26 protein-coding genes are annotated in these 24,641 nt (G+C 45.5%); 13 read left to right on the top strand and 13 right to left on the bottom strand.

Going from position 1 to position 24,641, the window contains the following annotated elements:
- The first annotated feature begins 11 nt into the window (after positions 1 to 11).
- Complete coding sequence (gene cysE / locus DRW07_RS15735; protein ID WP_205665412.1) at positions 12 to 809, top strand: serine O-acetyltransferase; 798 nt, start codon at positions 12 to 14, stop codon at positions 807 to 809.
- Here cysE and DRW07_RS15730 read toward each other — a convergent pair.
- From DRW07_RS15730 to DRW07_RS15700, 8 genes are read right to left on the bottom strand one after another with little or no spacing between them, the layout of a single operon-like run.
- Positions 806 to 1,525, bottom strand: coding sequence for an HAD-IA family hydrolase (locus DRW07_RS15730; RefSeq protein WP_124028904.1), 720 nt, complete (start codon positions 1,523 to 1,525; stop codon positions 806 to 808). The genes cysE and DRW07_RS15730 overlap by 4 nt on opposite strands.
- Positions 1,525 to 2,406, bottom strand: coding sequence for a tyrosine recombinase XerC (xerC, locus tag DRW07_RS15725; protein ID WP_124028903.1), 882 nt, complete (start codon positions 2,404 to 2,406; stop codon positions 1,525 to 1,527). Before xerC ends, DRW07_RS15730 begins: the two co-directional genes overlap by 1 nt.
- Positions 2,406 to 3,104 carry a DUF484 family protein gene (locus tag DRW07_RS15720; protein WP_124028902.1) on the bottom strand — a complete coding sequence of 233 codons (699 nt, stop codon included), beginning with the start codon at positions 3,102 to 3,104 and terminating at the stop codon, positions 2,406 to 2,408. Before DRW07_RS15720 ends, xerC begins: the two co-directional genes overlap by 1 nt.
- On the bottom strand, positions 3,101 to 3,931 hold the full coding sequence (dapF, locus tag DRW07_RS15715; protein WP_124028901.1) for a diaminopimelate epimerase: 831 nt from the start codon (positions 3,929 to 3,931) through the stop codon (positions 3,101 to 3,103). Before dapF ends, DRW07_RS15720 begins: the two co-directional genes overlap by 4 nt.
- 17 nt (positions 3,932 to 3,948) lie before the next feature.
- Entirely contained in the window at positions 3,949 to 5,199 is a 1,251-nt protein-coding gene (lysA, locus tag DRW07_RS15710; protein WP_124028900.1) for a diaminopimelate decarboxylase, read from the bottom strand.
- On the bottom strand, positions 5,200 to 5,346 hold the full coding sequence (gene lptM / locus DRW07_RS18625; RefSeq protein WP_377923175.1) for an LPS translocon maturation chaperone LptM: 147 nt from the start codon (positions 5,344 to 5,346) through the stop codon (positions 5,200 to 5,202).
- Positions 5,347 to 5,398: 52 nt separating this feature from the next.
- Positions 5,399 to 6,466 (bottom strand): MJ1255/VC2487 family glycosyltransferase, encoded by a 1,068-nt coding sequence (locus tag DRW07_RS15705; RefSeq protein ID WP_124028899.1) that lies wholly within the window; start codon positions 6,464 to 6,466, stop codon positions 5,399 to 5,401.
- 1 nt (position 6,467) lies between these two features.
- On the bottom strand, positions 6,468 to 6,980 hold the full coding sequence (locus DRW07_RS15700) for a phosphatase PAP2 family protein (protein WP_124029019.1): 513 nt from the start codon (positions 6,978 to 6,980) through the stop codon (positions 6,468 to 6,470).
- 173 nt (positions 6,981 to 7,153) lie between these two features.
- Between DRW07_RS15700 and rraA the strand changes: the two genes are divergently transcribed.
- Positions 7,154 to 7,639 (top strand): ribonuclease E activity regulator RraA, encoded by a 486-nt coding sequence (rraA, locus tag DRW07_RS15695; RefSeq protein ID WP_124028898.1) that lies wholly within the window; start codon positions 7,154 to 7,156, stop codon positions 7,637 to 7,639.
- A 1-nt stretch (position 7,640) separates the two neighbouring features.
- On the opposite strand, the gene DRW07_RS15690 is transcribed toward rraA, so the two are convergent.
- Positions 7,641 to 8,270, bottom strand: a complete 630-nt coding sequence (locus DRW07_RS15690; protein ID WP_124028897.1) for a flavin prenyltransferase UbiX — start codon at positions 8,268 to 8,270, stop codon at positions 7,641 to 7,643.
- Positions 8,267 to 9,607: a UDP-N-acetylmuramate:L-alanyl-gamma-D-glutamyl-meso-diaminopimelate ligase gene (gene mpl / locus DRW07_RS15685; RefSeq protein WP_124028896.1), complete on the bottom strand. Its 1,341-nt coding sequence runs from the start codon at positions 9,605 to 9,607 to the stop codon at positions 8,267 to 8,269. The genes DRW07_RS15690 and mpl overlap by 4 nt, the downstream gene beginning before the upstream one ends.
- 142 nt (positions 9,608 to 9,749) lie before the next feature.
- Here mpl and DRW07_RS15680 point away from each other — a divergent pair, with 142 nt between their 5' ends.
- The 4 genes from DRW07_RS15680 to DRW07_RS15665 all read left to right on the top strand — a co-directional run bounded on the left by DRW07_RS15680 (position 9,750) and on the right by DRW07_RS15665 (position 13,577).
- Positions 9,750 to 10,715, top strand: a complete 966-nt coding sequence (locus tag DRW07_RS15680; protein WP_124028895.1) for a class 1 fructose-bisphosphatase — start codon at positions 9,750 to 9,752, stop codon at positions 10,713 to 10,715.
- Positions 10,716 to 10,804: 89 nt separating this feature from the next.
- Entirely contained in the window at positions 10,805 to 11,341 is a 537-nt protein-coding gene (gene ppa / locus DRW07_RS15675) for an inorganic diphosphatase (protein WP_124028894.1), read from the top strand.
- Positions 11,342 to 11,397: 56 nt separating this feature from the next.
- The gene (locus DRW07_RS15670; protein ID WP_124028893.1) at positions 11,398 to 11,886 is read left to right on the top strand and encodes a DUF3299 domain-containing protein; all 489 of its coding nucleotides are present in this window, start codon (positions 11,398 to 11,400) and stop codon (positions 11,884 to 11,886) included.
- A 71-nt stretch (positions 11,887 to 11,957) separates the two neighbouring features.
- Positions 11,958 to 13,577 (top strand): methyl-accepting chemotaxis protein, encoded by a 1,620-nt coding sequence (locus DRW07_RS15665; protein WP_124028892.1) that lies wholly within the window; start codon positions 11,958 to 11,960, stop codon positions 13,575 to 13,577.
- Between the two features lies 1 nt (position 13,578).
- Here DRW07_RS15665 and DRW07_RS15660 read toward each other — a convergent pair whose 3' ends face one another.
- The 3 genes from DRW07_RS15660 to uvrA form a co-directional block, all read right to left on the bottom strand.
- Complete coding sequence (locus DRW07_RS15660; protein WP_124028891.1) at positions 13,579 to 15,402, bottom strand: response regulator; 1,824 nt, start codon at positions 15,400 to 15,402, stop codon at positions 13,579 to 13,581.
- 254 nt (positions 15,403 to 15,656) lie between these two features.
- Positions 15,657 to 16,046, bottom strand: a complete 390-nt coding sequence (locus tag DRW07_RS15655) for an acyl-CoA thioesterase (RefSeq protein WP_124028890.1) — start codon at positions 16,044 to 16,046, stop codon at positions 15,657 to 15,659.
- Positions 16,047 to 16,062: 16 nt separating this feature from the next.
- Positions 16,063 to 18,894 (bottom strand): excinuclease ABC subunit UvrA, encoded by a 2,832-nt coding sequence (uvrA, locus tag DRW07_RS15650; RefSeq protein ID WP_124028889.1) that lies wholly within the window; start codon positions 18,892 to 18,894, stop codon positions 16,063 to 16,065.
- 141 nt (positions 18,895 to 19,035) lie between these two features.
- Between uvrA and DRW07_RS15645 the strand changes: the two genes are divergently transcribed.
- The 7 genes from DRW07_RS15645 to DRW07_RS15615 all read left to right on the top strand — a co-directional run bounded on the left by DRW07_RS15645 (position 19,036) and on the right by DRW07_RS15615 (position 24,641).
- Positions 19,036 to 20,373, top strand: coding sequence for an MFS transporter (locus DRW07_RS15645; RefSeq protein ID WP_124028888.1), 1,338 nt, complete (start codon positions 19,036 to 19,038; stop codon positions 20,371 to 20,373).
- A gap of 99 nt (positions 20,374 to 20,472) precedes the next feature.
- The gene (gene ssb / locus DRW07_RS15640; RefSeq protein ID WP_124028887.1) at positions 20,473 to 21,021 is read left to right on the top strand and encodes a single-stranded DNA-binding protein; all 549 of its coding nucleotides are present in this window, start codon (positions 20,473 to 20,475) and stop codon (positions 21,019 to 21,021) included.
- Between the two features lie 142 nt (positions 21,022 to 21,163).
- Complete coding sequence (locus DRW07_RS15635; RefSeq protein WP_124028886.1) at positions 21,164 to 22,015, top strand: pirin family protein; 852 nt, start codon at positions 21,164 to 21,166, stop codon at positions 22,013 to 22,015.
- 104 nt (positions 22,016 to 22,119) lie between these two features.
- Positions 22,120 to 23,055: a type IV pilus biogenesis protein PilM gene (locus DRW07_RS15630; protein ID WP_124028885.1), complete on the top strand. Its 936-nt coding sequence runs from the start codon at positions 22,120 to 22,122 to the stop codon at positions 23,053 to 23,055.
- Entirely contained in the window at positions 23,052 to 23,660 is a 609-nt protein-coding gene (locus DRW07_RS15625; protein ID WP_124028884.1) for a PilN domain-containing protein, read from the top strand. Before DRW07_RS15630 ends, DRW07_RS15625 begins: the two co-directional genes overlap by 4 nt.
- The gene (gene pilO / locus DRW07_RS15620) at positions 23,660 to 24,307 is read left to right on the top strand and encodes a type 4a pilus biogenesis protein PilO (protein WP_124028883.1); all 648 of its coding nucleotides are present in this window, start codon (positions 23,660 to 23,662) and stop codon (positions 24,305 to 24,307) included. Before DRW07_RS15625 ends, pilO begins: the two co-directional genes overlap by 1 nt.
- Entirely contained in the window at positions 24,300 to 24,641 is a 342-nt protein-coding gene (locus DRW07_RS15615) for a hypothetical protein (protein ID WP_124028882.1), read from the top strand. The genes pilO and DRW07_RS15615 overlap by 8 nt, the downstream gene beginning before the upstream one ends.

The raw sequence follows: 24,641 nt of genomic DNA, 5'->3' as shown, positions 1-24,641 counted from the left end.
TGAGTATAAGTATGCCGATACGAAAAGATTTTTGGAGCGTTTTAAAAGGTGAAGCTCAAGGTGTAGCTGAAAAAGAACCACTGCTTGCCAGTTATATTCATGCCTGTTTGCTGACCCATTTTAACGTTGAGTCGGCATTGAGCTTTATATTGTCGAACAAGTTGTCAGATGATGTTATGCCAGCCCTAGCAATACGCGAAGTGTTTGATCAGGCTTATCTTCTCGACCCGGCTATTGTGGAATCTGCAATTGCGGATGTCGAAGCCGCTTATGAACGGGATCCCGCGGTCTCTGAATACCTCACCATTGTCATGTATTTCAAGGGGTTTCAGGCAATCCAAGTACACAGATTGGCGCACTATTTATGGAACCATGGTCGACATCAACTGGCTTTGTTTCTACAAAGCCGTAATGCCCAAGTGTTTGGTGTGGACATTCACCCTGCGGCAAAAATTGGCAAAGGCGTTATGTTCGACCATGCAACGGGGATCGTTGTTGGTGAAACCGCAGTGATAGAAGACAACGTGTCAATTTTGCAAAACGTTACGCTGGGTGGTACCGGCAGCCAAAGTGGCGACAGACACCCGAAAATCCGCAAGAATGTGATGGTGGGTGCGGGCGCCAAAATATTGGGCAATATCGAAATCGGTAAAGGCTCTAAAGTGGGAGCAGGTAGCGTTGTATTAAATGACGTGCCGCCGCATGTGACTGTGGTTGGTGTACCTGCCAAAGTGGTTGGGAAACCCTGTTGCCGAAAACCATGTGAGTCCATGCAGCAAAATGTATTGGACGACACTGACGCACTCTAAGTCATCAGGGTTATCAGCTCATTTAAAGTGTCCAGTTGAACATGGGGCAATACTATTGTCGGCTCGTTATTGAGTAGCATTGGGCGGTTAACCGCCAGCCAGGCTGTTTGAAAGCCTGCCTTATAAGCGCCGTAAACATCATTAATAAGACCGTCACCAACATGCAAGATTTCTTCTGGTTGACAATTAAGACGCCTTGCTGCTTCCAGAAACATGTCAGGATAGGGCTTTCGAGGAAACGCTAAACTGGCGTGCAAAGTAAATTCAAAATAGTCATCGAATCCCGTTACTTGGGTGTCAATATTGCCATTTGTGATGGCAACGATTGGTACGATTTCCTTAAGTCTCGATAAGCAAGAATAAACAGTCTTATTTATTTTGACATCACTGCGCAAGCGATAAAACAAGTTAAAACAGCCTGTTACAGCGTCTTCTATCTCTGCATCTGATAAGGTACTAGACGACAGCATGGCGCGAAGTGTTTGCCGCCTCAATTCTCCCATATCAGAGGCCAATCGTTTGTCTTGCTTAATCAAGTGTTGCTTTATGGCACCCTGTGCTTCTTTACCAAGGTTTGCCGCATGCGGATAGTGCTGATTGAGATATGTCTGTAGCCCTTGTTCAGCCCGCATTATTACGGGGTGATTGTCATAGAGCGTGTCGTCTAAATCAAAACTGATGGCCTTAATCTTGGTAATTGGCCGGTAAAATTTCATTAGGTCTCACTCTTCTTCTTTGCGCGTGGGTGGGCACTGTCATATACCTTGGCTAAATGCTGAAAGTCTAAATGTGTATACACTTGTGTGGTGCTTAAGTTGGCATGCCCTAACAACTCTTGTACCGCTCGTAAATCGCCACTTGACTCTAGTACGTGTGTTGCGAAGGAATGTCTCAATTTGTGAGGGCTCAACTTGCGACCGCTAAGTTGTTCTGAGACTAATTTATCCAGTCTTTTTGCGACTTGCCTATTGGTAATGCGCTTATTTTGGCTACTTAAAAACAAAGCCTGTTCATCGCTTTTCAAAAAAGTCGGCCTGTATTTCAACCACTTTACTAGTGCAGTTTTGGCGGCTGACGTTAGAGGGATAATTCGCTGTTTATTGCCTTTACCCGTTACTTTAATGGTGTCGTCTGTTGCAACATCATCTGTGTTTAGGCCTGTGAGCTCAGATAAACGCATGCCGCACCCATACAAGAGTTCAAACATCGCCAAATCACGCACAATGAGGGGATCATCTGATGACACGTCTAATAGTTTTTGCATAGCGTCAACGGAAGCTGTCTTGGGCAAAGGCTTACCTTGCTTTGGAGCCTGAATACCCTCAGTAGGGTCGTGACTGATCAGTTTTTGTTTTAGCAAGTACCGATAAAAACTACGTAAAGAAGAGAGTCGAAGTGCTATAGAGCGCGCGCTGAGATTACGACGTTTCGACAGGGCTAATAAACGCTTTATATCGTTGGGAGTGACGGATCCTGGGTGCGTGACTTCAAGCAGATCTGCGCAGGCGTTTATCTGACGCTGATAATTGTTTAACGTGTGGGTTGAATAGCCTTTGTCGGTATTTAAATGCTGTAAAAAAGCATCTAAATAGTCCATCAGTAACTAAAAAACTCGCTAAGTAGAATGGTAAGCATTTGCTGTAACTGGCGCAACAACAAGGTGTCCATATTCGGTCCGAAATGTCCGGCATCTGCACTTCCTGCTGCCAGCATTCCAAGCAGTGTTTCGTCGCCAATGAGCACCAGTGCTACTGATTCAGCAACCTCGTCTTTAAAGACAAGTTGCCTTTCATGCTGACTTAAGCGGCCGAAGAAAAATGGCGAAGATTTAAACCGCTTTTCGATAAATAGCCGCTGTTGTAGTTCCGGTAATGCCATGGCGCCTTTAAAGGGTAGCAATTTGACAGAGGCAAGATGCAAGTGCTCCAGCATTACCTCTTCAAGTGTCGCTTGCACATCACTCACACTTTTACATTTCATTAGCTTGAGGTTAAGTGAGACATAAACACGATAAATTTTTTCGTTTTGCTTGGCTACAGCGATTAACTGATTAAGTTTTTGAGAAAGATGCCGAATCTTCTTGCGCAACTGCTCTCCCTGCAACTCAACCAGGGATACACTGCCCTTAGTGCTGTGGGGCACTGAAATTTTTTCAAATAAGTCTGCGTTGTCTACAAAAAAGCCGGGGTGCTGCAGCAAATATTCTCTTACCACTTCTGAGTCAAGCGCGTGGTCATCCACTACAACATCTGATAATTCAACTGCGAGCGTACTTTGTCTAGAGACATCTTTCATAATTGTAATTGTCCATCGAAAACATGTTCTGCCGGCCCGGTCATTTTGAGTGCGCTCTCATAACCATTCCAGCGAATGCGCAAAGTACCCCCTGGCAAATGCACATTCACATCCTTGTCTAATTTACCTTGTATTTGTCCTATTGCAACTGCTGCGCAAGCACCACTGCCACAAGCTTGTGTTTCGCCGACTCCTCTTTCATACACTCGAAGACGAATACTGTCTCTCGAAAGTACTTGCATAAAGCCAACGTTGACGCCTTCGGTAAAGCGTTCATGTGTAGATAATATAGGCCCTAGTGTTTCTATCTCTGCGAGTTCGATATTGTCGACATCCAGCACACAGTGCGGGTTACCCATGGATACAGCACCATAAAAGACTGTTTGTTCTTCTACTCTGAGTAGATAAGTTTTCTCTTTCTTGTTTGCTTGCATGGGCACCATTGATGGCTCAAAATCAGGCTCGCCCATATTGACGGTGACTTGACCGTCCTTTTCGATGTAGAGAGTCATTTTGCCAGACTTGGTGCTGACCAGAATTTTGTTTCGGTTTATCAGGCCCTTCATTTTCACGAAACGGGCAAAACATCGAGCACCATTACCACACTGGCTTACTTCGCTACCGTCTGCATTGAAAATGCGGTAATGAAAATCCTGCTCTGGGTCATAAGGGGGTTCAACGAATAACAACTGATCGAAACCAATGCCCCTATGCCTATCGGCAAGTGCACGCACTTTATCAGGTGTAATAAATACATTTTGTGTTACACCATCGATAACAACGAAGTCGTTACCTAGTCCATGCATTTTAGAAAAATGTAAAACCATTTAATTCAAAACCCCAGTTAAGGTAATACCGATTCCCCTAACCATAGGTCCTCTAGTGTTTCTCTTGCTCTTACCTGATGATGATTAGCGCCGTCGACCATAATTTCTGCAGGTTTACAACGACTGTTGTAGTTTGATGCCATAACAAACCCATAGGCACCCGCACTGCGCACAGCAATATAGTCGTTTGGCTGAATGGGAAGCGTTCGTTCCTTACCCAAAAAGTCACCTGTCTCACAGACTGGGCCAACTACATCGTAAAGGTGCGGAGTGGCTTCCGTGTTGCGGTCCACCGGAATGATGTTTTGCCATGCAGAGTAGAGTGCCGGACGAAGTAAGTCGTTCATTCCTGCATCCACAATAGCAAAATGCTGTTCTTCGCCTTGTTTAATAAATTCAACTTTGCTCAATAAAATGCCGGCATTAGCGGCAATGGCTCGGCCAGGTTCAAGTATGAGCTTGAGATGCTGTCTGTCTGCCAGCTTTCGACCAAGCCTGGCTGCATACTCTTCAAGATCTGGTGGCGTTTCATTTTGATACGTCACGCCCAAACCGCCACCCAAGTCGAGATGGGTCAGACTGATCCCTTCTTTTTCTAATGCGTCAACGAGCACAAGTAATTTATCTAATGCGTCTTCAAACGGGGCAAGGTCGGTAAGTTGAGAGCCAATGTGACAATCCATCCCCTGAATATCCAGATTGGATAGACTGTGCGCATATCGGTAAGATGCAAGCGCCTGTTCAGCCGCGATACCAAATTTATTACTTTTTAAACCCGTTGAAATGTAAGGGTGTGTTTTCGCATCAACATCTGGATTTATTCGTAGCGAAATTGGCGCAACAACCCCCATTTCTTCAGCAACTTTGTTTATCCTATCTAACTCGGCATGTGACTCTACATTAAAGCACATGATCTTGTTTTCAAGGGCATAGCGAATTTCATCTTCGCGCTTCGCCACGCCCGAAAATACCACCTTGCTTGGATCACCACCGGCTTTGATAACTCTGGCGAGCTCCCCACCCGATACAATGTCAAAGCCAGAACCTAGTCTCGCTAAGACGTTAAGAACAGCAAGGTTGGAGTTGGCTTTCACAGCATAACAAATCAAATGTGCGTGATGACTAAGTGCATTGTCAAATGCCTGCCAGTGTCGCTCTAAGGTAGCTCTAGAATAAACATAAGTAGGGGTGCCATAGGTTTCTGCAATGGCGTGCAAAGACACGTCCTCAGCGTGCAGAACGTCGCGCTTATAGTCAAAAAAATCCAACTAATTGTCCTCTTCAGATTGTTGAGGTGTTTCTTGATCTTGTGATGGGGTAGTTGGCGGTTTTTCGGGCATGTAAAGTGCACCTCGATATCCGCAGCTGGCCACTAGACCGAGCAAAAAGATGATGGACGTTATTTTTCTTTTCATTTTGCACACTTGAAACCGCACATTCCCTGCGCTGTATCATCGCATTGCAGAGCTAAATTGCAAGTGACAAAAGTCGCTGACGTGTTTTATCTGGAAATTGAACTTGTTGCCAAAGGTAATCACACAGAGGCTTGGTATTGTGCCATTGTCGTTTAATTAACCAATCCAGCATAGGGTGGGGATCATCAGGAAAAGTGATAGGCTCCATAGGCGCAACATTTAACCACTCCTCAACAATGTCTGTGTCCAAACTAAAAAGCGTATGACACAACTCTAATTGATTAAGCGTAATCACATTAGAAAGTTGTTCAAACTGACCCTGAAGTGGTTTTATTAGTAACTTTTTTCCCAGTTGCAATGCTTCACTGGACAGTTCAAACCCTCCATTCGCAATCACACCACTGCAGTGTTGAAGGTGTTGGCTGAAAGTCGTTTTTGAGGGCGGGTTCCACAGAATATGACCGTTCTTCACTACTGACTTAACATCGGGGTGATAACAAATGAACTGTTGGTCCGACAGTGGCTCAAGCAAAGCGTTAATATCGTCCAGAGACTCAAATGGCAAATAAACTAATACGTGTTTGTTAGAAGGTGTTTCACACGGTTTATCGCTGACAAACGGGGGCAGAATAGGTTGGTTAAAATGAAACCAGTGTACACCAAGCTTTAGGTCGGTAGGTGCGAATAGTTTCATGATAACTTTGTCTAAGGGGCTGGCTCCACTTTTAGGCACATCATAAGAAAATGCAGCCTGATGGCTCACTGAAATTGAGGTCACCCCCTGGTTCTTTGCGGCCCAAGCTGTAATCGGCTCAAAATCATTGAGCACGAGGTCATACTTAGATAAGTCGAACTTTCGTATATCGTTGATCAAGGTCGTTGGTTTCGCCTGACAAACGGTTTTCCATTTATCGACTTTTCCGCGGTGAGTAACAAAGGTGAGCCCATCATATGTTTCAAAATCACCAAAACATTCCATGTCAAAATAGGCACCCCGTTCGCGGCCAGAAAAAACGAAATCCACTTCGATGTCGTTCCGTTCCGCTAATGCCCTAGCCATAATTCTAGCGCGTGCAATGTGTCCATTACCCGTCCCTTGGACACCATACAAAACTTTCATATTACCCCAGGATTGCAATACTAATTGAAGAAATAGTGACGCCCAAAGCAACACCTGCAATTACATCTGATGGATAGTGAACACCCAGCAATATACGAGAGACACCAATAAGTGACGCCCAAATGTAGGCAAATAAAGCAAAAGGCGGATAAAAATGTGCCACAATGCTGGCCATAAGCCATGCTGCCGCAGTGTGCCCAGAAGGCAGACTAAATTTATCTGACGGTGTTACATGGGCCGAAAAATTTGTTAATAAATCACAGGGCCTTGGACGCTTAAACAGTTTTTTGAGCACAATGTAAAGTGGCAATTCAAGACTGTATGCCATTAAGGCAGTGAACAAAAATAACTGCCCATAAGCCGGCTCGAAAGCCCACAATGCAAGACCTGTCGCGAGGTATAAGTGCCCATCGCCAGTCCTTGACAGCCAAATAATGGAGCGACAATCTCTATTATCGGTAAAGCTATAAATCCAATAAAACAGGGCAGTATCGTATTTTGTTAAAGATTTTATACTCACTGTTCTGCTCATACAGTTCGAGATGGTCAAACAATAACCAGTGTGTATGAACGCAAGGTGACAGAAATACTAATTCTTTATGACAGTCAGTTTTGATGATTGTGCAAGTCTTTCAATGCTGTGCTAGAGTGCGTAAATCAAGGTTAGACACGACAACGGACCACCTTATGAACTATAACACATCTGAACTTTGCGACCTGTTTGCTGACAGCGTAGATGTAGTGGAACCGATTTTTTCAAGCTATGGTGGTCAGGGCTCTTTTGGTGGCGAGATTACCACCATTAAGTGCTACGAGGACAGAGGGCTTATAGACCGTGTTTTGTCTGAACCTGGAGAAGGTAAAGTCTTGCTTATTGACGGGGGTGGTTCAACGCGCAGAGCCCTCATAGATGCCCAGTCAGCTCAGACAGCTGCAGAGAACGGCTGGGAAGCGATTGTGTGTTATGGCAGTGTGCGTGATGTTGATATGCTAGCCGATATTGATATTGGCATTTTGGCCACAGCTTCTATTCCCGTTAATGCTGACAGCGAAGAAACCGGCGACGTCGATATTCCGGTCAACTTTGCAGGTGTGACTTTTTTACCGGAAGACCATATTTACGTCGACAGTACTGGCGTTATTCTTTCTCCTGAACCGCTTGATCTGGATTGATTTAGTCTCCACCGTAACCCCACCTAGACACTAGGTTATGTGCCTGACCTAAATGGTCGAGAATTCTCGCAACTACAAAATCTACCAGATCGTCTATGCAAGTAGGGTGGTGATAAAACCCTGGTGAGGCTGGCATAATGGTGGCGCCCATTTGCGATAGCTTTAGCATATTTTCTAAATGGATGCTGGAAAGTGGCATTTCCCGGGTCACCAGTATGAGCTGACCACGTTCTTTTAGCACTACATCTGCGCCTCTTTCAATAAGGTTGTCACTCGCACCGGTTGCGATGGCAGATAACGTCCCAGTAGAGCAAGGGCATACTATCATGTGTTTAGGCGCTGCTGATCCAGACGCTACAGGAGAAAACCAATTTTCTTTGCCGAATACTTGTATCTGCCCGTCTTTGGCAGAAAACATCTGCTGTAAAAATTGCTGTGCTTTGTCTGGATGGGATGGTATGGCAATATCTGACTCTGTCTTTAATACGACCTGAGCGGCAGAGGAAATCAGTACAAATATCTGAACATTGTTGGCCACAAGTGCCTTCAGCAATCCTAATGCATAGGGTGCGCCAGAAGCACCCGTTATCGCCAAGGTAATTTGCTTATCGTAGGTCGAAGCAGTGTTCATAGCGCCTCCAATAGTTTCTCGTGAATCCCATCGAAGCCGCCATTACTCATCACAACAATATGATCACCTGACTGCGCTTCTTTAACTACGGCTTTTACAATATCTGACGTATTTTGGACCAAATACACTGATTGTTCGCCTGATTGTTCCACTGCGGCTTGTAGCCAGGTCATATCGGGTGATGTCTTCACCCACACTCGGTCTGCTATTCGCCAAGAATGGTGCAGCGTTTCTTTATGCACCCCTGTTTTCATGGTGTTAGAGCGAGGTTCAATGACAGCGAGGATACGGCCGGTAGGCTGGTGTTTTCTTAAGCCATCCAGCGAGGTTTCAATGGCTGTAGGGTGATGGGCAAAATCGTCGTACACATTAACGTTGCGAATACTGCCTTTAAGCTCCATTCTGCGCTTCACGTTAACATAGTCTTGCACTGCTTCAACAGCTATATCCAGCGTTACGCCGACGTGGTGCGCGGCAATAATGGCCATGGCTGTATTGTGCATATTATGTAAACCAAACAGTGAAGAGGTGACTTGAGCAGATTGTCCGCTCTGATGATGCAAAATAAATGTGGCGTAATCAGTAGAGGTTGGTTCAATACGCCATTCACGCCCAATTTGTTGCTGTTCGCTCCAGCAGCCTTTGTTGATTGCTTCCTGCACTGCATCATGAGACGCGTGACTAAATACGCAACCATGGCTTGGGATGGTTCTTACAGCATGATGAATTTGAGTTTGAATTGCCGATAAGTCGGCATAAATATCAGCGTGATCGAACTCAAGATTGTTTATAACGAACGTGCGCGGAAGATAATGCACACATTTTGCGCGTTTATCGAAAAAAGCGCTGTCGTACTCATCGGCTTCTATAACAAAAAATGGTGCACTACCGAGCCGTGCTGAGAGGTTAAAATTTTGTGCCACACCACCTATTAAAAAGCCAGGATTCAATCCAGCATGTTCCAGTATCCAAGTGAGAATGCTCGTCGTGGTGGTTTTGCCGTGGGTACCCGCAACAGCCAGTACCCAGCGGTCTTTTAATATGTGCTGTTTCAACCATTCAGGGCCGCTGGTATAGGGTATGTTGTTGTCCAGTACAAACTCTACTGCAGGCATGCCTCTAGACAGTGCGTTACCAATTACCACGATGTCAGGGTTATCATTGAACTGTTTAAGGTCATCCAATTCGTGCAGTGTAATGTCCATTTGCGCCAATTGTGTGCTCATTGGGGGGTAAATACCTGAATCTGATCCGGTTACTTTGTGGCCCAGCGCAGAAGCCAACGCTGCAATTCCACCCATAAAGGTGCCGCAGATCCCAAGAATGTGTATGTGCATAGCGTATTTTGGTTATTTTACAACGTGCCAACTGTAACAGAAGTCATTCAGTCGTTCACACTTTGCGCCAAGACCGATACAATTAAAGGTAGGATTCACGTCCGTACCCTACAAATTAAAAAAAACAAGGCAGTCAATAACTATGAAGCGTTTAAACTCACAGCTACAAAAAGATGGCGCGCCTCTTGAGCTGATCTTATTGATCAGAACTCTTTTGGCAGGTTGTAAAGAAATTTCGTTTCGTGTGAGCCAAGGCGCGCTGGCAGGTGTGCTTGGTTCTACATTAAGTGAAAATGTACAGGGCGAAACTCAAAAGAAGCTCGACGTAATATCAAATCAAATACTCAAAGATATTCTAAAGGATTCTGGGTATGTAAAAGCCATCTCTTCAGAAGAGGAAGACGACGTTGTACCCTGCCACCCAGATGGCAAGTATCTGGTTAGCTTCGATCCTCTTGACGGCTCATCAAATACAGAGATCAACAGCCTAATCGGCACCATTTTTTCCATTGCCCATGCGCCGCAGTGGATGGAACCAGACGACCCTTCTGCGTTTTTACAGCCAGGCACACAAATGGTTGCTGCTGGCTATGTTTTGTATGGTCCCTCCACCATGTTGGCGATGACAACAGGGCGCGGTACACACCTATATACGCTGGATAAAACGCACGGTGGATTTCTGGTTACACAAGCTAACATACAAGTGCCAGAAGATACTGCAGAGTTTGCTATTAACGCGTCGAATCAACGCCACTGGGAAGAGCCCATCCAGAACTACATAGGCGACCTGATGGCAGGTGCCGATGGCCCTAGAGGCAAAGACTACAATATGCGTTGGGTCGCGGCTATGGTAGGTGATATTCACCGAGTGCTGTGTAGGGGGGGAATTTTTATGTATCCCTTTGATAAGCGCAATCCAAAAAAGCCGGGCAAATTACGTCTGCTCTATGAAGCAAATCCAATGGCGTTTTTGATGGAGCAAGCCGGAGGATTGGCGTCTACAGGCGAGGGCCGTATCATGGAAGTCATGCCGTCTGAAATCCATCAACGTGTTCCCGTGCTGATCGGCTCGAAAAACGAAGTAGCTAAGTGTCTGGAATACTACTAAAGGCGCGTACTGATGCGCTGTTAATTCTCACAGCGCTTCACTATAATGACGCTCAAATTTATTAATTCATAAGTATTAGAGGAAAACCCATGAGCTTAAACGCAGTTCCTGCGGGAAAAAACCTGCCCGATGAAGTGAACGTCATTATCGAAATTCCTGCACAGGCTGATCCTGTTAAGTACGAAGTAGACAAAGACACAGGTGCCGTGTTTGTTGACCGTTTTATGGCAACATGCATGCACTACCCAGCAAACTATGGTTATGTGCCGCATACTTTGTCTGATGATGGCGACCCTGTAGATGTGTTGGTAGTGACGCCTTATCCTTTGTTAACCGGCTCAGTAATAAAATGCCGTCCAGTTGGCGTATTGAACATGACAGATGAGTCTGGTCAAGATGCCAAAGTTATCGCTGTACCTGTTGATAAACTGAGTACTATTTATCGCGATGTGAAGGAAATCAGTGACCTTCCTCCATTGCTTTTAAAGCAAATTGAGCATTTCTTTGAGCGCTATAAAGATCTTGAACCAAACAAATGGGTTAAGATTGACGGCTGGGCAGACACTGCGGCCGCTAAGAAAGAAATTGTTGAGAGCGTTGAGCGTCACAACAAAACGGAAGCATAATCATTGCTTTATTAATGCTAAGAGGGTGCAATAAACGGGCACCCTTTTTTCGTCAGATGGAATGTACATTGTTAAAAAGACTACTATTTGCGTTTTTACTTGCTATCACGGCAACGGCATTATGGGCTGAGGAAGCGCGTGAGCTTTATTGGGAAGATTTGATGCCTGAGGGTTTTAATGCTCTGGCGGCGCCTCCTGTATCGCATGAAAACAGTATGGCGCAGTTGCAACCCGATGCACCGCTTGTCGAATCTCTTGATGGTGAGATTGTCAGAATCCCTGGCTTTGTTGTGCCTCTTGAAGGCAGTGCGGACAGCACGACAGAGTTTTTACTGGTACCGTATTTTGGCGCATGTATTCATGTACCCCCACCGCCTTCTAACCAAATTGTCTATGTAAAGTTTTCTGAAGGTGTAAAAATCGAAAACCTCTATGATGCGATCTGGGTCACCGGTAAGCTGTCTACAAAAGGCTGGAAAGGTGACATTGCCAGCGTGGGTTACACATTACAAGGACAAGATATATCAGCCTTCGATGAATTCTAAATCATTGCTATCGTTCAAAAACTAATCTACATATAGTAATGTAACCAAAGAGAACAACATGAGGATTGTGTATGAATTTTTTGGCCAGATTGTCAATTGCACAAAAACTGTATTTCATACCTATTGTCAGTACCATCGCCTTCATCATCTATCTGGCCATTACAAGCTCAACAGCGCTCAATAACGTTGGTCTTCTTGAAGACGCCAAAGATGTGCAGTTTCCTGCTGTCCTAGCGTCAAAGGATGCGTTGGTTAGCATGGAAAAAGTACGGGACACGCTAAGCAGTGCCGTGACCACAGGTGATGAAGAATCACTACAACTCGCTCAGCAGCTAGCTGAGGATACCCGCCAGAATTTGAACAAAATTGGCAGTGTTGAGCCCAGCTTGGCAGCAGAAGCTAATGGCATTCAGCGAGATTTTGACAGTTACTTTTCACTCGCATTTGAAGTAAGTAAATCCATGGTAGACGGAACAGCAGACTTCTCTAAGTTGGCTGAACAGTCACAATCTATGAATGCTGCGTTTGAAAAATCTACAGCAGAGCTTGAACGTTTTAGTGCAAAACGACTGGCAAACTTCCAGCAGGCGATAGGCGAAAGTAACGATGCGGCGCACTCGTTGATCACTGTGGGTATCATAATGGGAATAGTGACTACTGTCATTCTGTTTGCAGTCGCTATGCCTATTGTCACAAGCTTAAAAGGCAGCATTGCTGACGTGGTAAAGTCGCTTAAAAACATTGCCCAAGAAGAAGGTGATCTCACTGTTAGGCTGAGCACAAAAAACCAAGACGAAATCGGTGATCTTGTACATTGGTTTAATCAATTTATTGAAAAGCTTCAAGGGGTGGTGAGAGACATAAGCGACACATCTAAGCCTCTAAATGAACTGGCCAATAATCTGAATCTGGTATCAGCGCAGACTCAGGACACCATTAATGCGCAGCAGCGCTCCGCGGCAGACGCAAAACACGCTGTAGACGACTTAACAACCAGTGTTAATGAAGTTGCTGGCAGTGCAGCAGAAGCTGCACAGGCTGCTGGAGATGCGTCAAATGCCGCTAGTCAGGGGCAAGCGGTGGTCAACCAAACGGTTGACAGCATTCAAAACCTGGCCGCCGGTGTGGAAGAAACCGCCGAGGTTATTCGCAAACTGGAGTCTGATTCTAACCAAGTAGGTGTAGTGTTAGATGTCATTAAAGGCATCGCTGAACAGACCAACTTACTGGCATTGAATGCTGCTATAGAGGCTGCGAGGGCCGGTGAGCAGGGCAGAGGCTTTGCTGTAGTAGCAGACGAAGTGAGAACCTTGGCATCTAGAACCCAACAATCAACAGAAGAAATCCAGCAAACCATTGAGCAACTTCAGAATGCAGCTCGTACTGCGGTTAGTGTCATGGGGCGTGGAACCGATCAGGCCGCTGTGAGTGTGGAAGAAGCCAACAAAGCGGGCAGTAGTCTGCAAGCCATAAATGACACCATAGCTCGTATCACGTTAATGAATGACCAAATTGCCAATGCAACAGGTCAGCAGCAGACAGTAGCGGTATCAATCTCGGACAATGTGGATGATATTAACAGCCGAACGAGTGATACATCTAAGAGCTCTCAGGAGCTTAACCGAGTGAGTGAAGCACTGGCTGATTTAGCCCAGGAATTTACGCGTATTATGCAGCAATTTAGGTACTAGACTACACTCGATTTCGTGGCTGCGTATTTTGGATCTGCGAAATGGCCTTGGAAAGCGAGGAAAATGAATACGGCTTGTTTAAGACGTGTTCAATGTTGTGACTTTTGAGGTTTTCTAATTCGGTTGCTTCAGCATATCCTGTGCAAAAAATGGCTTGAATCTCCGGTTTAATTTTTTTTATAGACGTAAAACATTCAACGCCAGTCATGTTTGGCATATTAATGTCTAAAATAAGCAAATCGATGGTGGCACTATGCGCTTTAAAAACAGTTATCGCCTCTTGCCCATCCTCTGCACAAAAGACAGTATGACCACTGGCTTTCAGATACTCCTCTCCTACCTCTCTTATATCTTTTTCATCGTCAACCAGTAATATAGTTAAAGTTGGATCAGTGTTATCGTGCTTTTCATTGGTTGTTTTGGTGGTTGCGTGTACACGACTTTCATTACAGGGTAAAAAGAATGTAATGGTAGTGCCTCGGTTTACTTCGCTTTCTGCTGTGATAAATCCATGATGCTCTTTTACGCAGCCATAAACAGAAGCGAGCCCCATGCCAGTTCCTCTGCCTAGTTCTTTCGTTGTAAAAAAAGGCTCAAAGATTCTCTGTAGGGTAAAGGCGTCCATACCTATGCCGGAATCTTTTACGGATACCTTGATATATCGGCCAGGTTTGATTTTTTCAGTTTGACAGTAATGGTCACTTGCATGGACGTTGATATTGTCAGTCATAAAGACGAGATCCCCACCGTCTGGCATAGCATCTCTGGCGTTTAATCCTAAATTGAGAAGGGCGTTTTGTATTGCCGCCTGGTCGCCCAAACATTCAGCTACTTTCGCGTTTAAACATTTTGATAGATTAATCTTTTTATGCAATGTATGTTCAAGAACACTGACCGTTTCCTCCACTAAGTGCTCAACGTTTACCTGTTTAAAGGTCGTATTCGTTTGTCTGGAGAATGACAACAATTTAGATGTTAAGCTCTTGGAGTGATTCAGTGAGGTAAGGATTTTTTCTGCATAATCACGGATTTTAGGCTCATGCGTGTTTAATTTAATGAGTTCAGCAAAACCTGAAATGCCAGCAAGCTGATTGTTGAAGTCGTGTGCAATTCCGCCAGCTAAGCTACCTAATGAGTCCATTTTTTGCGCCTGCAAAAGGTTTTTTTGCAATACCACGCGCTCAGTAATATCAATGTTTGTGCCTAACATACGGACGGCAGTGCCGTCTTCATGCCTTATCACTGTTCCGGCACCGCTAATGTGCCTTATCTCTCCGGAAGGCTGAATTATACGAAACTCTAATTCGTACTCTTTATTTCCTTTTACGGCGTCATCAATGGCTTTCTGGGCGGTTTCACTATCCTCAGGATGCAGTGAATGCTTCCAAACGGCATAGGAAATATTTTCGCCTTTTTTTATGCCATAAATGTCAAACATCAAGTCATCCCAGATTAAAATGTCGTCCAGAATATTCCAATCCCAAATACCTACTTGCCCAGCCTTTACTGATTCAATGAGCCTGAGGTTGGCATTTTCGAGGCGGCTTTGAAATTGCTTTAATTCAGTGATATCAATCCCAGTACTCACAAACAAGGCACCAATGGGGATACTTTTCATTAGTAAAGTTTGGTCTGTACCCGCAAAGTAACTTTCCCATTGATAAGGTTTGTTCTCGCGAAAGATTCTTTCTACTATGGGTTTAAAGTGCTTAGAAGCGTTTGAACCTGGGAAAATTTCGTCCGTTGTTTTCCCTACAACTTCAGAAAGCGTTTTACCCCATACCTTTAGTGCCGCTGCGTTTGCATTGACTAACTTCCATGTCATTATTTCGCCATTGCTGTTGCGAATGACTTCCCAAACATGCACTTCGTCCAGAAGTTGTTCAAAAATGTCCCTGTACAGCTGTGGATTAGGGATGACAGGCCTCTCAATACATTGGTGATGGACGCAAACACTTTATGTCTAGAGTTTAGGTGGTAATAAAGGAAAAGCCAGAAAACGTGACTGCTTAACTGGCTTTCGTAGTGATGTTAGTGGACAAGCCTGTGAGGGTACTTAAGCAACTATTTTTTTAAGGTTTAAACCTTTAAAGACTCTAGTGCCATCTTTGTATCACCTTCAATAGGTCGAGATTTCTGTTCTCTATAATCAAAGTGCACCATGGTTGTTTTACCTTTGGCACACAGCACATCGTCCTGCCACACTTCCTGATAAACGTCGAAGGAGCTACCACCAATTCGGCTAACGCCAGTCTTAAGAGTAACAGGTTTGCCGTAATAGATTTGTGCTACGAAGTCGATAGTGTAGCTGGCCAGAATAAGCGGCCAGTTTTTCAAATCAAGATCAGGTGTAAACACTTTAAATACTGGCTCTCTGGCCGCCTCAAACCAACCGGCCAATACCGTGTTACTTACATGCTGTAGCGCGTCAGTTTCGTAGAAACGGACTGAAAAAGATTCTGATAGCAAAACCAACTCCTTATTGTTATCTGCTGGTTAACAAGGGTTTGAGAAAATGCCCCGTGTGTGAGATTGCTTGCTCTGACACACTTTCAGGCGTGCCTTCAGCAATTATCTGACCACCGCCGTTGCCGCCTTCTGGGCCTAAATCGACAATCCAATCAGCCGTCTTGATCACATCGAGGTTGTGTTCGATTACGACCACAGTATTGCCGTGATCGCGAAGTCTGTGCAGTACGGCGAGCAATTGCTTAATATCGTGAAAGTGAAGACCGGTTGTGGGCTCATCCAGAATATACAGTGTTTGCCCGGTATCTCGCTTGGACAACTCTTTAGCAAGTTTCACACGTTGCGCTTCACCACCCGAGAGGGTTGTGGCTGCTTGGCCAAGTCGTATGTACGACAAACCTACGTCAATAAGGGTTTGTAGCTTCCTTGCGATTGCTGGAATTGGGTCAAAGAAAGCGCGGGCATCTTCAACCGTCATTTCCAGTACTTCGTGGATATTCTTACCTTTATATTGAATTTCCAATGTTTCGCGGTTGTAACGTTTCCCCTTACACACATCACAGGGTACAAACACGTCTGGCAAGAAATGCATTTCAACTTTTATGACACCGTCACCTTGGCATGCTTCACAGCGTCCACCTTTTACGTTGAAGCTAAACCTGCCTGGTTTGTAACCCCTAGAGCGAGACTCTTGTGTGCCGGAAAAAAGCTCTCTTATCGCAGTGAAGATTCCCGCATAAGTTGCTGGATTTGAGCGAGGAGTTCGTCCGATAGGGCTTTGGTCTATGTCCACAACTTTATCTAACCACTGTAAGCCAGAAATTGAGTCGTGTGGTGCCGGTTCTGTCGATGTGGCCTTGTTGAGTTCACGCTGCGCAATGCGATAAAAGGTATCGTTAATAAGCGTTGATTTCCCTGAACCAGACACCCCGGTTATACAGGTCATGGCACCAAATGGCACCTTTAAATCTACCGACTTCAGGTTATTGCCCGATGCCCCTTTGAGTTCAATCCATTTGTCGTCTTTTGCGGGGTGGCGTTTTTCAGGAATATCTATTCTTTCACGACCAGACAAGTATTTTCCCGTAATCGACTCTTCGCTGGCTTTGATATCTTCGACGGTACCTTGTGCGATGATCTGTCCACCGTGCACGCCTGCACCAGGCCCAATATCAACCACATAGTCTGCCTCTCGAATAGCGTCTTCGTCGTGTTCAACCACTAACACAGTGTTACCTAAGTCACGTAAATGCGTCAGTGTTTTGAGCAGTCTCTCATTGTCTCTTTGGTGAAGACCAATTGAAGGCTCATCCAGCACATACATAACACCAACAAGGCCTGCACCAATTTGACTTGCCAAACGAATGCGCTGGGCTTCTCCCCCGGAAAGGGTGTCGGCACTGCGCGACATTGAAAGATAATTAAGACCTACATTTACCAAAAAGCCAAGGCGGTCGAGGATCTCTTTTAGGATTTTTTCAGCGATCTGGGCTTTTTGCCCTTGCAGAGCTAGCGTCTTAAAAAATGTGTGCGCTTGCGCAATAGACATATCTGCTATTTGCGGTAGTGTGGTGTCTGAAACAAAAACATGGCGCGCTTCAGTGCGCAATCTGGTGCCTTCGCAGGCATTACAAGGTTGATGACTGAGATACTTGGCCAGCTCCTCGCGCACCGTGTTTGATTCTGTCTCCCTGTATCGGCGTTCCATATTGGGAATGATCCCTTCGAAAGGATGGTTTCGCTCCATGACATCGCCGCGCTCGTTGATGTATTTGAAGGCTAACGATTTGCCTCTGGAGCCAAACAACACAACTTCTCTAGCTGCTTTATCGAGGTCCTGGAATGGTGTGGTTAAATCAAACTCGTAGTGATCCGCTACCGCTTGCAACATTTGAAAGTAATAGTAACTGCGCTTGTCCCATCCACGAATAGCGCCGCCAGAAAGCGATAATTCGTCATTCGTCACCACGCGGTGTGGGTCAAAAAATTGCCTGGTCCCCAAGCCATCGCAGGTTGGACACGCACCCGCCGGATTGTTAAATGAAAACAACCTAGGCTCCAGTTCGGTAATACTGTACCCGCAATGTGGACAAGCAAAATTAGCAGAAAAAATAATTTCTTCTTCGTCGGGATTATCCATGTAGGCGACTTTTGCGGCGCCACCTGAGAGCTCAAGTGCTGTCTCGAAACTCTCAGATAACCTGAGCGCCAAGTCATCCCGTACTTTGAATCTGTCTACGACCACTTCAATCGTATGCTTTTTGTGCAAATCGAGCGTAGGTGGGTCTGACAAGTCGCACACTTCGCCGTCTATCCGTGCGCGAATAAACCCCTGGGCAGACAAGTTTTGCAACGTCTTGATGTGCTCACCTTTTCGCTCCTGAACCACAGGAGCCAGCAGCATCAACTTAGTTCCTTCTGGCAAAGACAGGACTTTATCGACCATTTGGCTGATCGTTTGTGCATCAAGGGGCACTTCGTGATCAGGGCATTTGGGCGTGCCTACACGCGCATACAGCAGGCGAAGATAATCGTAGACTTCGGTGATGGTGCCGACTGTTGAGCGAGGGTTATGCGACGTACTTTTTTGTTCGATAGAAATAGCAGGTGACAAACCCTCTATGTGGTCAACATCAGGCTTTTCCATCATAGACAAAAACTGTCTGGCGTATGCTGAGAGTGACTCAACATAGCGGCGCTGTCCTTCCGCATAAAGGGTATCAAAGGCCAAAGACGACTTACCCGAACCAGACAAACCAGTGATAACAACCAGTTTATCGCGTGGAAGTGTTAAATCGATATTTTTAAGATTGTGCGTGCGAGCGCCTCTAACTTCTATTTTATCCATACGGCAAGGTGACAGGGCCAAAAGCGAGATTATGCCATAGCCAGTTTTAAAAAATATGGTTAGTTACGCTTTGTACACCATGCAGATCAGAATTTATGCTACACTTCGCGCCCATTTTATTATTGAGGAATCTGCGACACCGTGAATGCACTGGAACTTCGCGCTGCACTGGCTTTGGCAGCGGTCTACATGTTTCGAATGCTGGGACTATTCATGGTGCTGCCGGTATTGGCAGTTACCGCCACAGATTTTGTCGATTATTCTCCTATTTTAGTGGGCGTTGCCATTGGTGCGTATGGGTTGATGCAGGCCCTGTTGCAAATTCCTATGGGGTCGCTGTCTGACAAGCTGGGCAGAAAGCCGGTAATTTTACTTGGGCTCAGTGTGTTTGCGGTGGGCAGTATAGTGGCCGCACAGGCAGATACTTTATTTGAGCTGGTAATTGGTCGATTTTTACAAGGAGGCGGTGCTGTTGCGTCAGCTATTATGGCTTTAGCGACCGATGTGAGCCGCGAGAAATCGCGGTCATACGTCATGGCTACGATAGGTATTGCGATTGGATTTTCATTCTACCTTGCGGTGCTTATTGGCCCCATCATCACGGCAAAATTTGGCCTTGCTGGCATCTTTTGGCTAACGGCAGCAACGGCACTGGCAAGTATGCCACTGATTGTATTTTTAGTGCCCACACCGGTAAAAACATTGGCTAGTATTGAGCTGGTGCCTAAAAAAGCCAGTGTGAAAAATCTGGTCACAGCATCACAAATCTGGCGACTTAATGTGAATGTTATGTTGCTGCATTTATGCATCACATTGCTCTTTGTTCCTTTGCCAGCGGTGTTAAAAAGTATTGGTTTTGCGTTAGATGCGCACTGGAAAATCTATTTGCCTATTCTATTGACTGCCATAGTGGGGTTAGGTGTGTTGATGACGCTGGCTCGAAAGGGAAGAGAACAGCTTGCGATTAGACTGGCTTGTGTGCTGATGGCTTTAGGACTGTTGGTGTTAATTGCTTTACCCTACGGGGTGGTTCCAGTCGTTTTAGCGGCAGTGTTATTCTTCAGCGGGTTTAATTACCTAGAAGCCAGCTTTCCCACCATTGTTGCCCGTTTGGCACCGGCGGGCGAAAAAGGGTCGGCAATGGGGCTCTATGCCAGCTTTCAATTTATGGGGGCATTTCTGGGAGGTATTATTGCCGGTACCATTCTCACTTACATGTCGACGATATGGGTGTTTCTATGCGGCGTGATATTGAGTATTGCGATGTTTTGGGTAAGCAAAGGGCTGAGGCCGGCAGCCAAAAGTTCTCGGGTCGCCTACCAATTGTCTAGTGAATTAGATACCCAAAAAAGACAGCTGGTTGCCCTTCAGCAACTTGAAGGCGTGTTGGAAGCAACCATGTCGGCGAAGAGCGGGGTTGTGCATCTTAAGATCGACGCACAATTTGATCCCAATGCGGCAGGGAAAGTGCTGGGGTAAGTTTTTGACCAGTTTTATTGTTTTACGTCAAATCGTCTTTTACTTAAACGGGCGTTTGGCGTTAAACTCGTACAATTAAAGAATTTCGGAGAAGTGTCCATGGCCAGTCGAGGCGTTAACAAAGTTATTTTGGTAGGAAATCTGGGGAATGATCCAGAAGTGCGGTATATGCCAAATGGTAATGCCGTCGCAAACCTTAGTCTTGCAACTAGTGAAAGCTGGAAAGACCAGCAAGGACAGATGCAAGAGCGCACAGAATGGCACCGACTCACAATGTACCGCAGACTGGCAGAAGTGGCGGGTGAATATTTGCGCAAAGGGTCGCAGATTTACGTAGAAGGTAAACTCCAAACACGAAAGTGGCAGGATCAACAGGGCCAGGACAGATACACTACAGAAATTATTGTTGACCAGATGCAAATGTTAGGTGGCCGTGGTCAGGACGGCGCTGGACAGGGCGGCGGTTATAACGCGCCTGCTGGCAACTCGCAGGGCGGCTATCAGAATCGCCCACAGCAATCGAACAATGCGCCTCAACAAGGGGGGTATCAACAGCCAGGTGGCCAGCAAGCACCCGCACAACAAAATCAGAATAAACCTCCCATGGCGGAGCCAGATTTCGATTTTGATGATGATATTCCGTTCTGATCGACGTCGTTCACGTTTTCTTGTCAAAGCCGCTGCCTAGCGGCTTTTTATTTTGTTTACAAAAATCTTAAATCAACACGTGTTATCTGTAAGTGCTGTGCTACCGTAAAGAGTAGCGACCGGTAAATCGAGAGAACGCAATATGGCTCAACGTATCAAATCAAAAGCAAAAGATTTAGGCGGGTTTTCTGTTTCGAGGATTATTCCCAGTGTGCAAAAACGCGCGATAGGCCCGTTTGTTTTTATTGATCACATGGGGCCCGCGCATTTCCCTGCAGGTACCGGGATTAATGTTAGGCCTCATCCTCACATCGGTTTAGCGACAATTAGTTATTTGCTAGAAGGCAGTATGTTACATCGAGACAGTCTGGGTACTATTCAAGAAATTTTTCCCGGTGATGTAAACTGGATGACAGCCGGTAAAGGCATCGTTCACTCTGAACGCGAGACAATAGAAACCCGTGGCAAAGATCATGTGCTAAATGGATTGCAATGTTGGGTTGCGTTACCTGAATCAAAAGTTGATATGGAACCCAGTTTTACCCATCTGAACCGAGCGCAGTTACCCTATATTCATCGTGAGAAGGTGTTAATGCGCTTGATTGCTGGCGAAGCGTACAATTATACGTCACCGGTAAAAACGTATTCTCCTATGTTTTATCTCGACGTTATCACTGAGTCAGGAGCTAGTGTGGAAAGACCATGCGGATGCTCAGAAACGGCCTGTTATGTTATATCGGGAAGTGTGCAAATTGGTGAGGAAACGTTTGATGCTGGGCAGTTCGTTCTTTTGGAAGACGAAAGCCATATCACTACATTACAGAACAGCCGCTATTTTTTGCTTGGTGGATTGAAGCTGCAAAAAGCACCGATTTTACGCTGGAATTTTCTCGCTTATACAGAGGATAAAATCGAGGAGGCAGAAGCGCGCTGGCGAGCGGGCCAGTTTCCACGTATTCCCGGTGATGACAATGAGTTTATTCCCTTGCCTTAACAAACGTTTAGCGAATGAGGCTGGGATGCGAGTATGGTACTTTTTATTAAACTCTGCTCTAATGGAAACAGAATAAAAACAACATTAATTTTGGCCCTGTTATCATGCGGATCGGTTGGCGAGCGTTAATACGAAACAAGCTGAAAGCGAAGTCAGATAGCTTCACCATTGGAATCGCTATCGACGAAGACGCGGTGACGTTTTGCGCATTGCAAAAGCGCAAATCCAATGAACTTGCTTTGGTTCATGAATCTGTTGTGAGTCTGCAAAACTGGCCTGTCCAACTCAAAAAGTGGGTGGAGTCTCACGGGTTGTCTGGGGCTAACACGCATATCGCCTTCTCTGTTGCTTGGTATCAGCAAGTGCAGGTTGATCGTCCGGCTGTCGAAGAAGATGAAATGGACGGCGCTTTGAAATGGGCCGTAGAAGAAATTTTGGGAAGTGGTGAAGCACGCGCATACGATTATTTTGACTTACCCGTGCCTTTGGCTGGCAATAACAAAATCAATATAGTGGCGGTCAATGAAACGGCAGTGGTAGAAGCTGCAGAGGCCTGCTATGGCGCCAATTTGCAGTTGCAATCAATTTCGGTGGAAGAGGTTGTCACGTGTAACCTTCCAGTTGGAACAGAATTGCCTGTTCTTACTTTGATTCAAGAAGCCGGCGACGAGGTTTGCCTGAATATTGTTAAAAATGGCGAACTTTATTTTTCAAGGCGATTGAAAGGCTTTGAAAACCTAAGTAGCTTTTCAGCAGAGGAACTGCGCATGGGCATTGCTGATTCACTCTGTGTGCAAATTCAGCGTTCCATGGATTACTTTGAAAGTCAGCTAAGGCAAGCGCCCATAAGCCACATTAGAATAAAAATGGACTCTCAGTATTTGGACACCTTGGTAGAGCAAGTGCAGCAGGCCGTACCCGCGCAAATCGAGATTATGCGCACTGGCGTGACCATTCCAGAACAGCTCAATGAATTGCGCTTGAGTTACACTGCGTTGGGTGCTGCACTTCAGCAGGTTAGTCAGGGTCAGACGGCATGAAGACTCGGGTAAATTTATATCAGCAAAAATATCGCCCAACGCTGACGTTACTGTCTTTGAACAGCTCAGTGTTTGCAAATGTCATGGTTTTGGTGATTGTCGTTTCTCTTTTCATTGGGCTGTCTTGGCGCCAGGCAACATTGAACGATGAAAATCGTCAGGTTGCTGGTTTGCTTTCTGATCTTCAAAGACAAGTAGATGTGTTAAAAGGTCAATTGGATAGTCAGAAACCTAGTCCGGCACTGGTTGCAAGTATTGAACAACAGAAGGTAGCTATTTCTCAGCGCCAAAAACTGTTGCAGGAGTTGTCTAATAGAGAACTAGGCAAGCAGAATCGTTTTTCATTGGTCCTCAGTGATCTTGAACAAGCGGATACCGCTAATGTGTGGTTAACACGTATTCACTTGCAAGACGGTCAGGTTAAACTCGCAGGATATGGCAGCACGCCTGATGCCATGCCTAAATGGCTGGCCAATTTGAGTCGCACGGATTCATTCAAAGGTTTGGCCTTCGACCAAGCGCGCATGAAGAGGGACGAAACGGCGATCTCGTTTGAGTTGAATACCCAACTGTCAGAGCAGGCAAACTTAGGAAGCAAACCATAATGCAGGCGTGGGACACATACAGTGACAAGTTTGATGCCCTTAGTGGACGAGAAAAGTGGCTGGCACTGCTTGTGGGTATTGTTATTACCATCATGGTGGGCTTTACCTACGGCATTGAACCGTTAATGAAAGATAACACCAAACTGAAAACACAAATAAGCGCTAATCAAACGCAAATCAAATCGTTAGAAATGCAACTTAAAATCTATCAGGAAGCGCTGCAAGTCGACCCCAACGCTGAATACAATGCACAGTTAGCACAACTAAAACAACGAATGAGTAGTTTGGAGCAGCAATTTGCTGATGAATTGTCAGAGTTGATTTCTCCACAGGCCATGCCATCGTTGATGAATGAAGTACTATCATTATCAGGTGCCTTGTCTTTGGAATCGATGCAATCTATTCAGCCGGTCAATATTTTTGCCGATAAACCTGATATGAAGGACATCGCTTTGTATCAGCATGGCATTCAATTAACTTTCACAGGGAGCTTTGCTCAAATTCAGTCTTTTCTTGCCGAACTGGAAGCTACACAGTGGCAGGTTTATTGGCGAACTATGCAATATGATGTGGACGCTTACCCAGAGGCTACACTCATGATTGAATTTTATACGCTCAGTGCCGAGAAGGAGCTTCTGCGTGTCTAGAAGGTTAGCCATTTTTTGTTGCCTGCTGTGGGTGTCCCTTGATGTCGGCGCAGACCCGACTAAGCCTGCGGCGAATGCGGTGGTAAAGACGCAAGAACAGAACGCAAAGCAGCCTGAAAAGCCTGTTCTGGAAGCGATCATTAGTAAGCGAGACATCTTAATTGCGGTAATAGACGGTATATTGACCACTGAATCCTTTGCCTCAGACACGTTACGCGTTCATGCTATATCACGCCATCAGGTGGACGTTGAATATGCAATCAATGGCATGTGGAAAAGAGAGACACTGACACTTTCCAGTGCAACCTTTACAAAAAAGCGACAACTAAAATAG

Source organism: Paralteromonas sediminis, assembly GCF_003820355.1.
Classification (GTDB): domain Bacteria; phylum Pseudomonadota; class Gammaproteobacteria; order Enterobacterales; family Alteromonadaceae; genus Alteromonas_F; species Alteromonas_F sediminis.
Note: the sequence above shows the minus strand (reverse complement) of the source record. Positions and strands in the feature narration are given on the sequence as shown.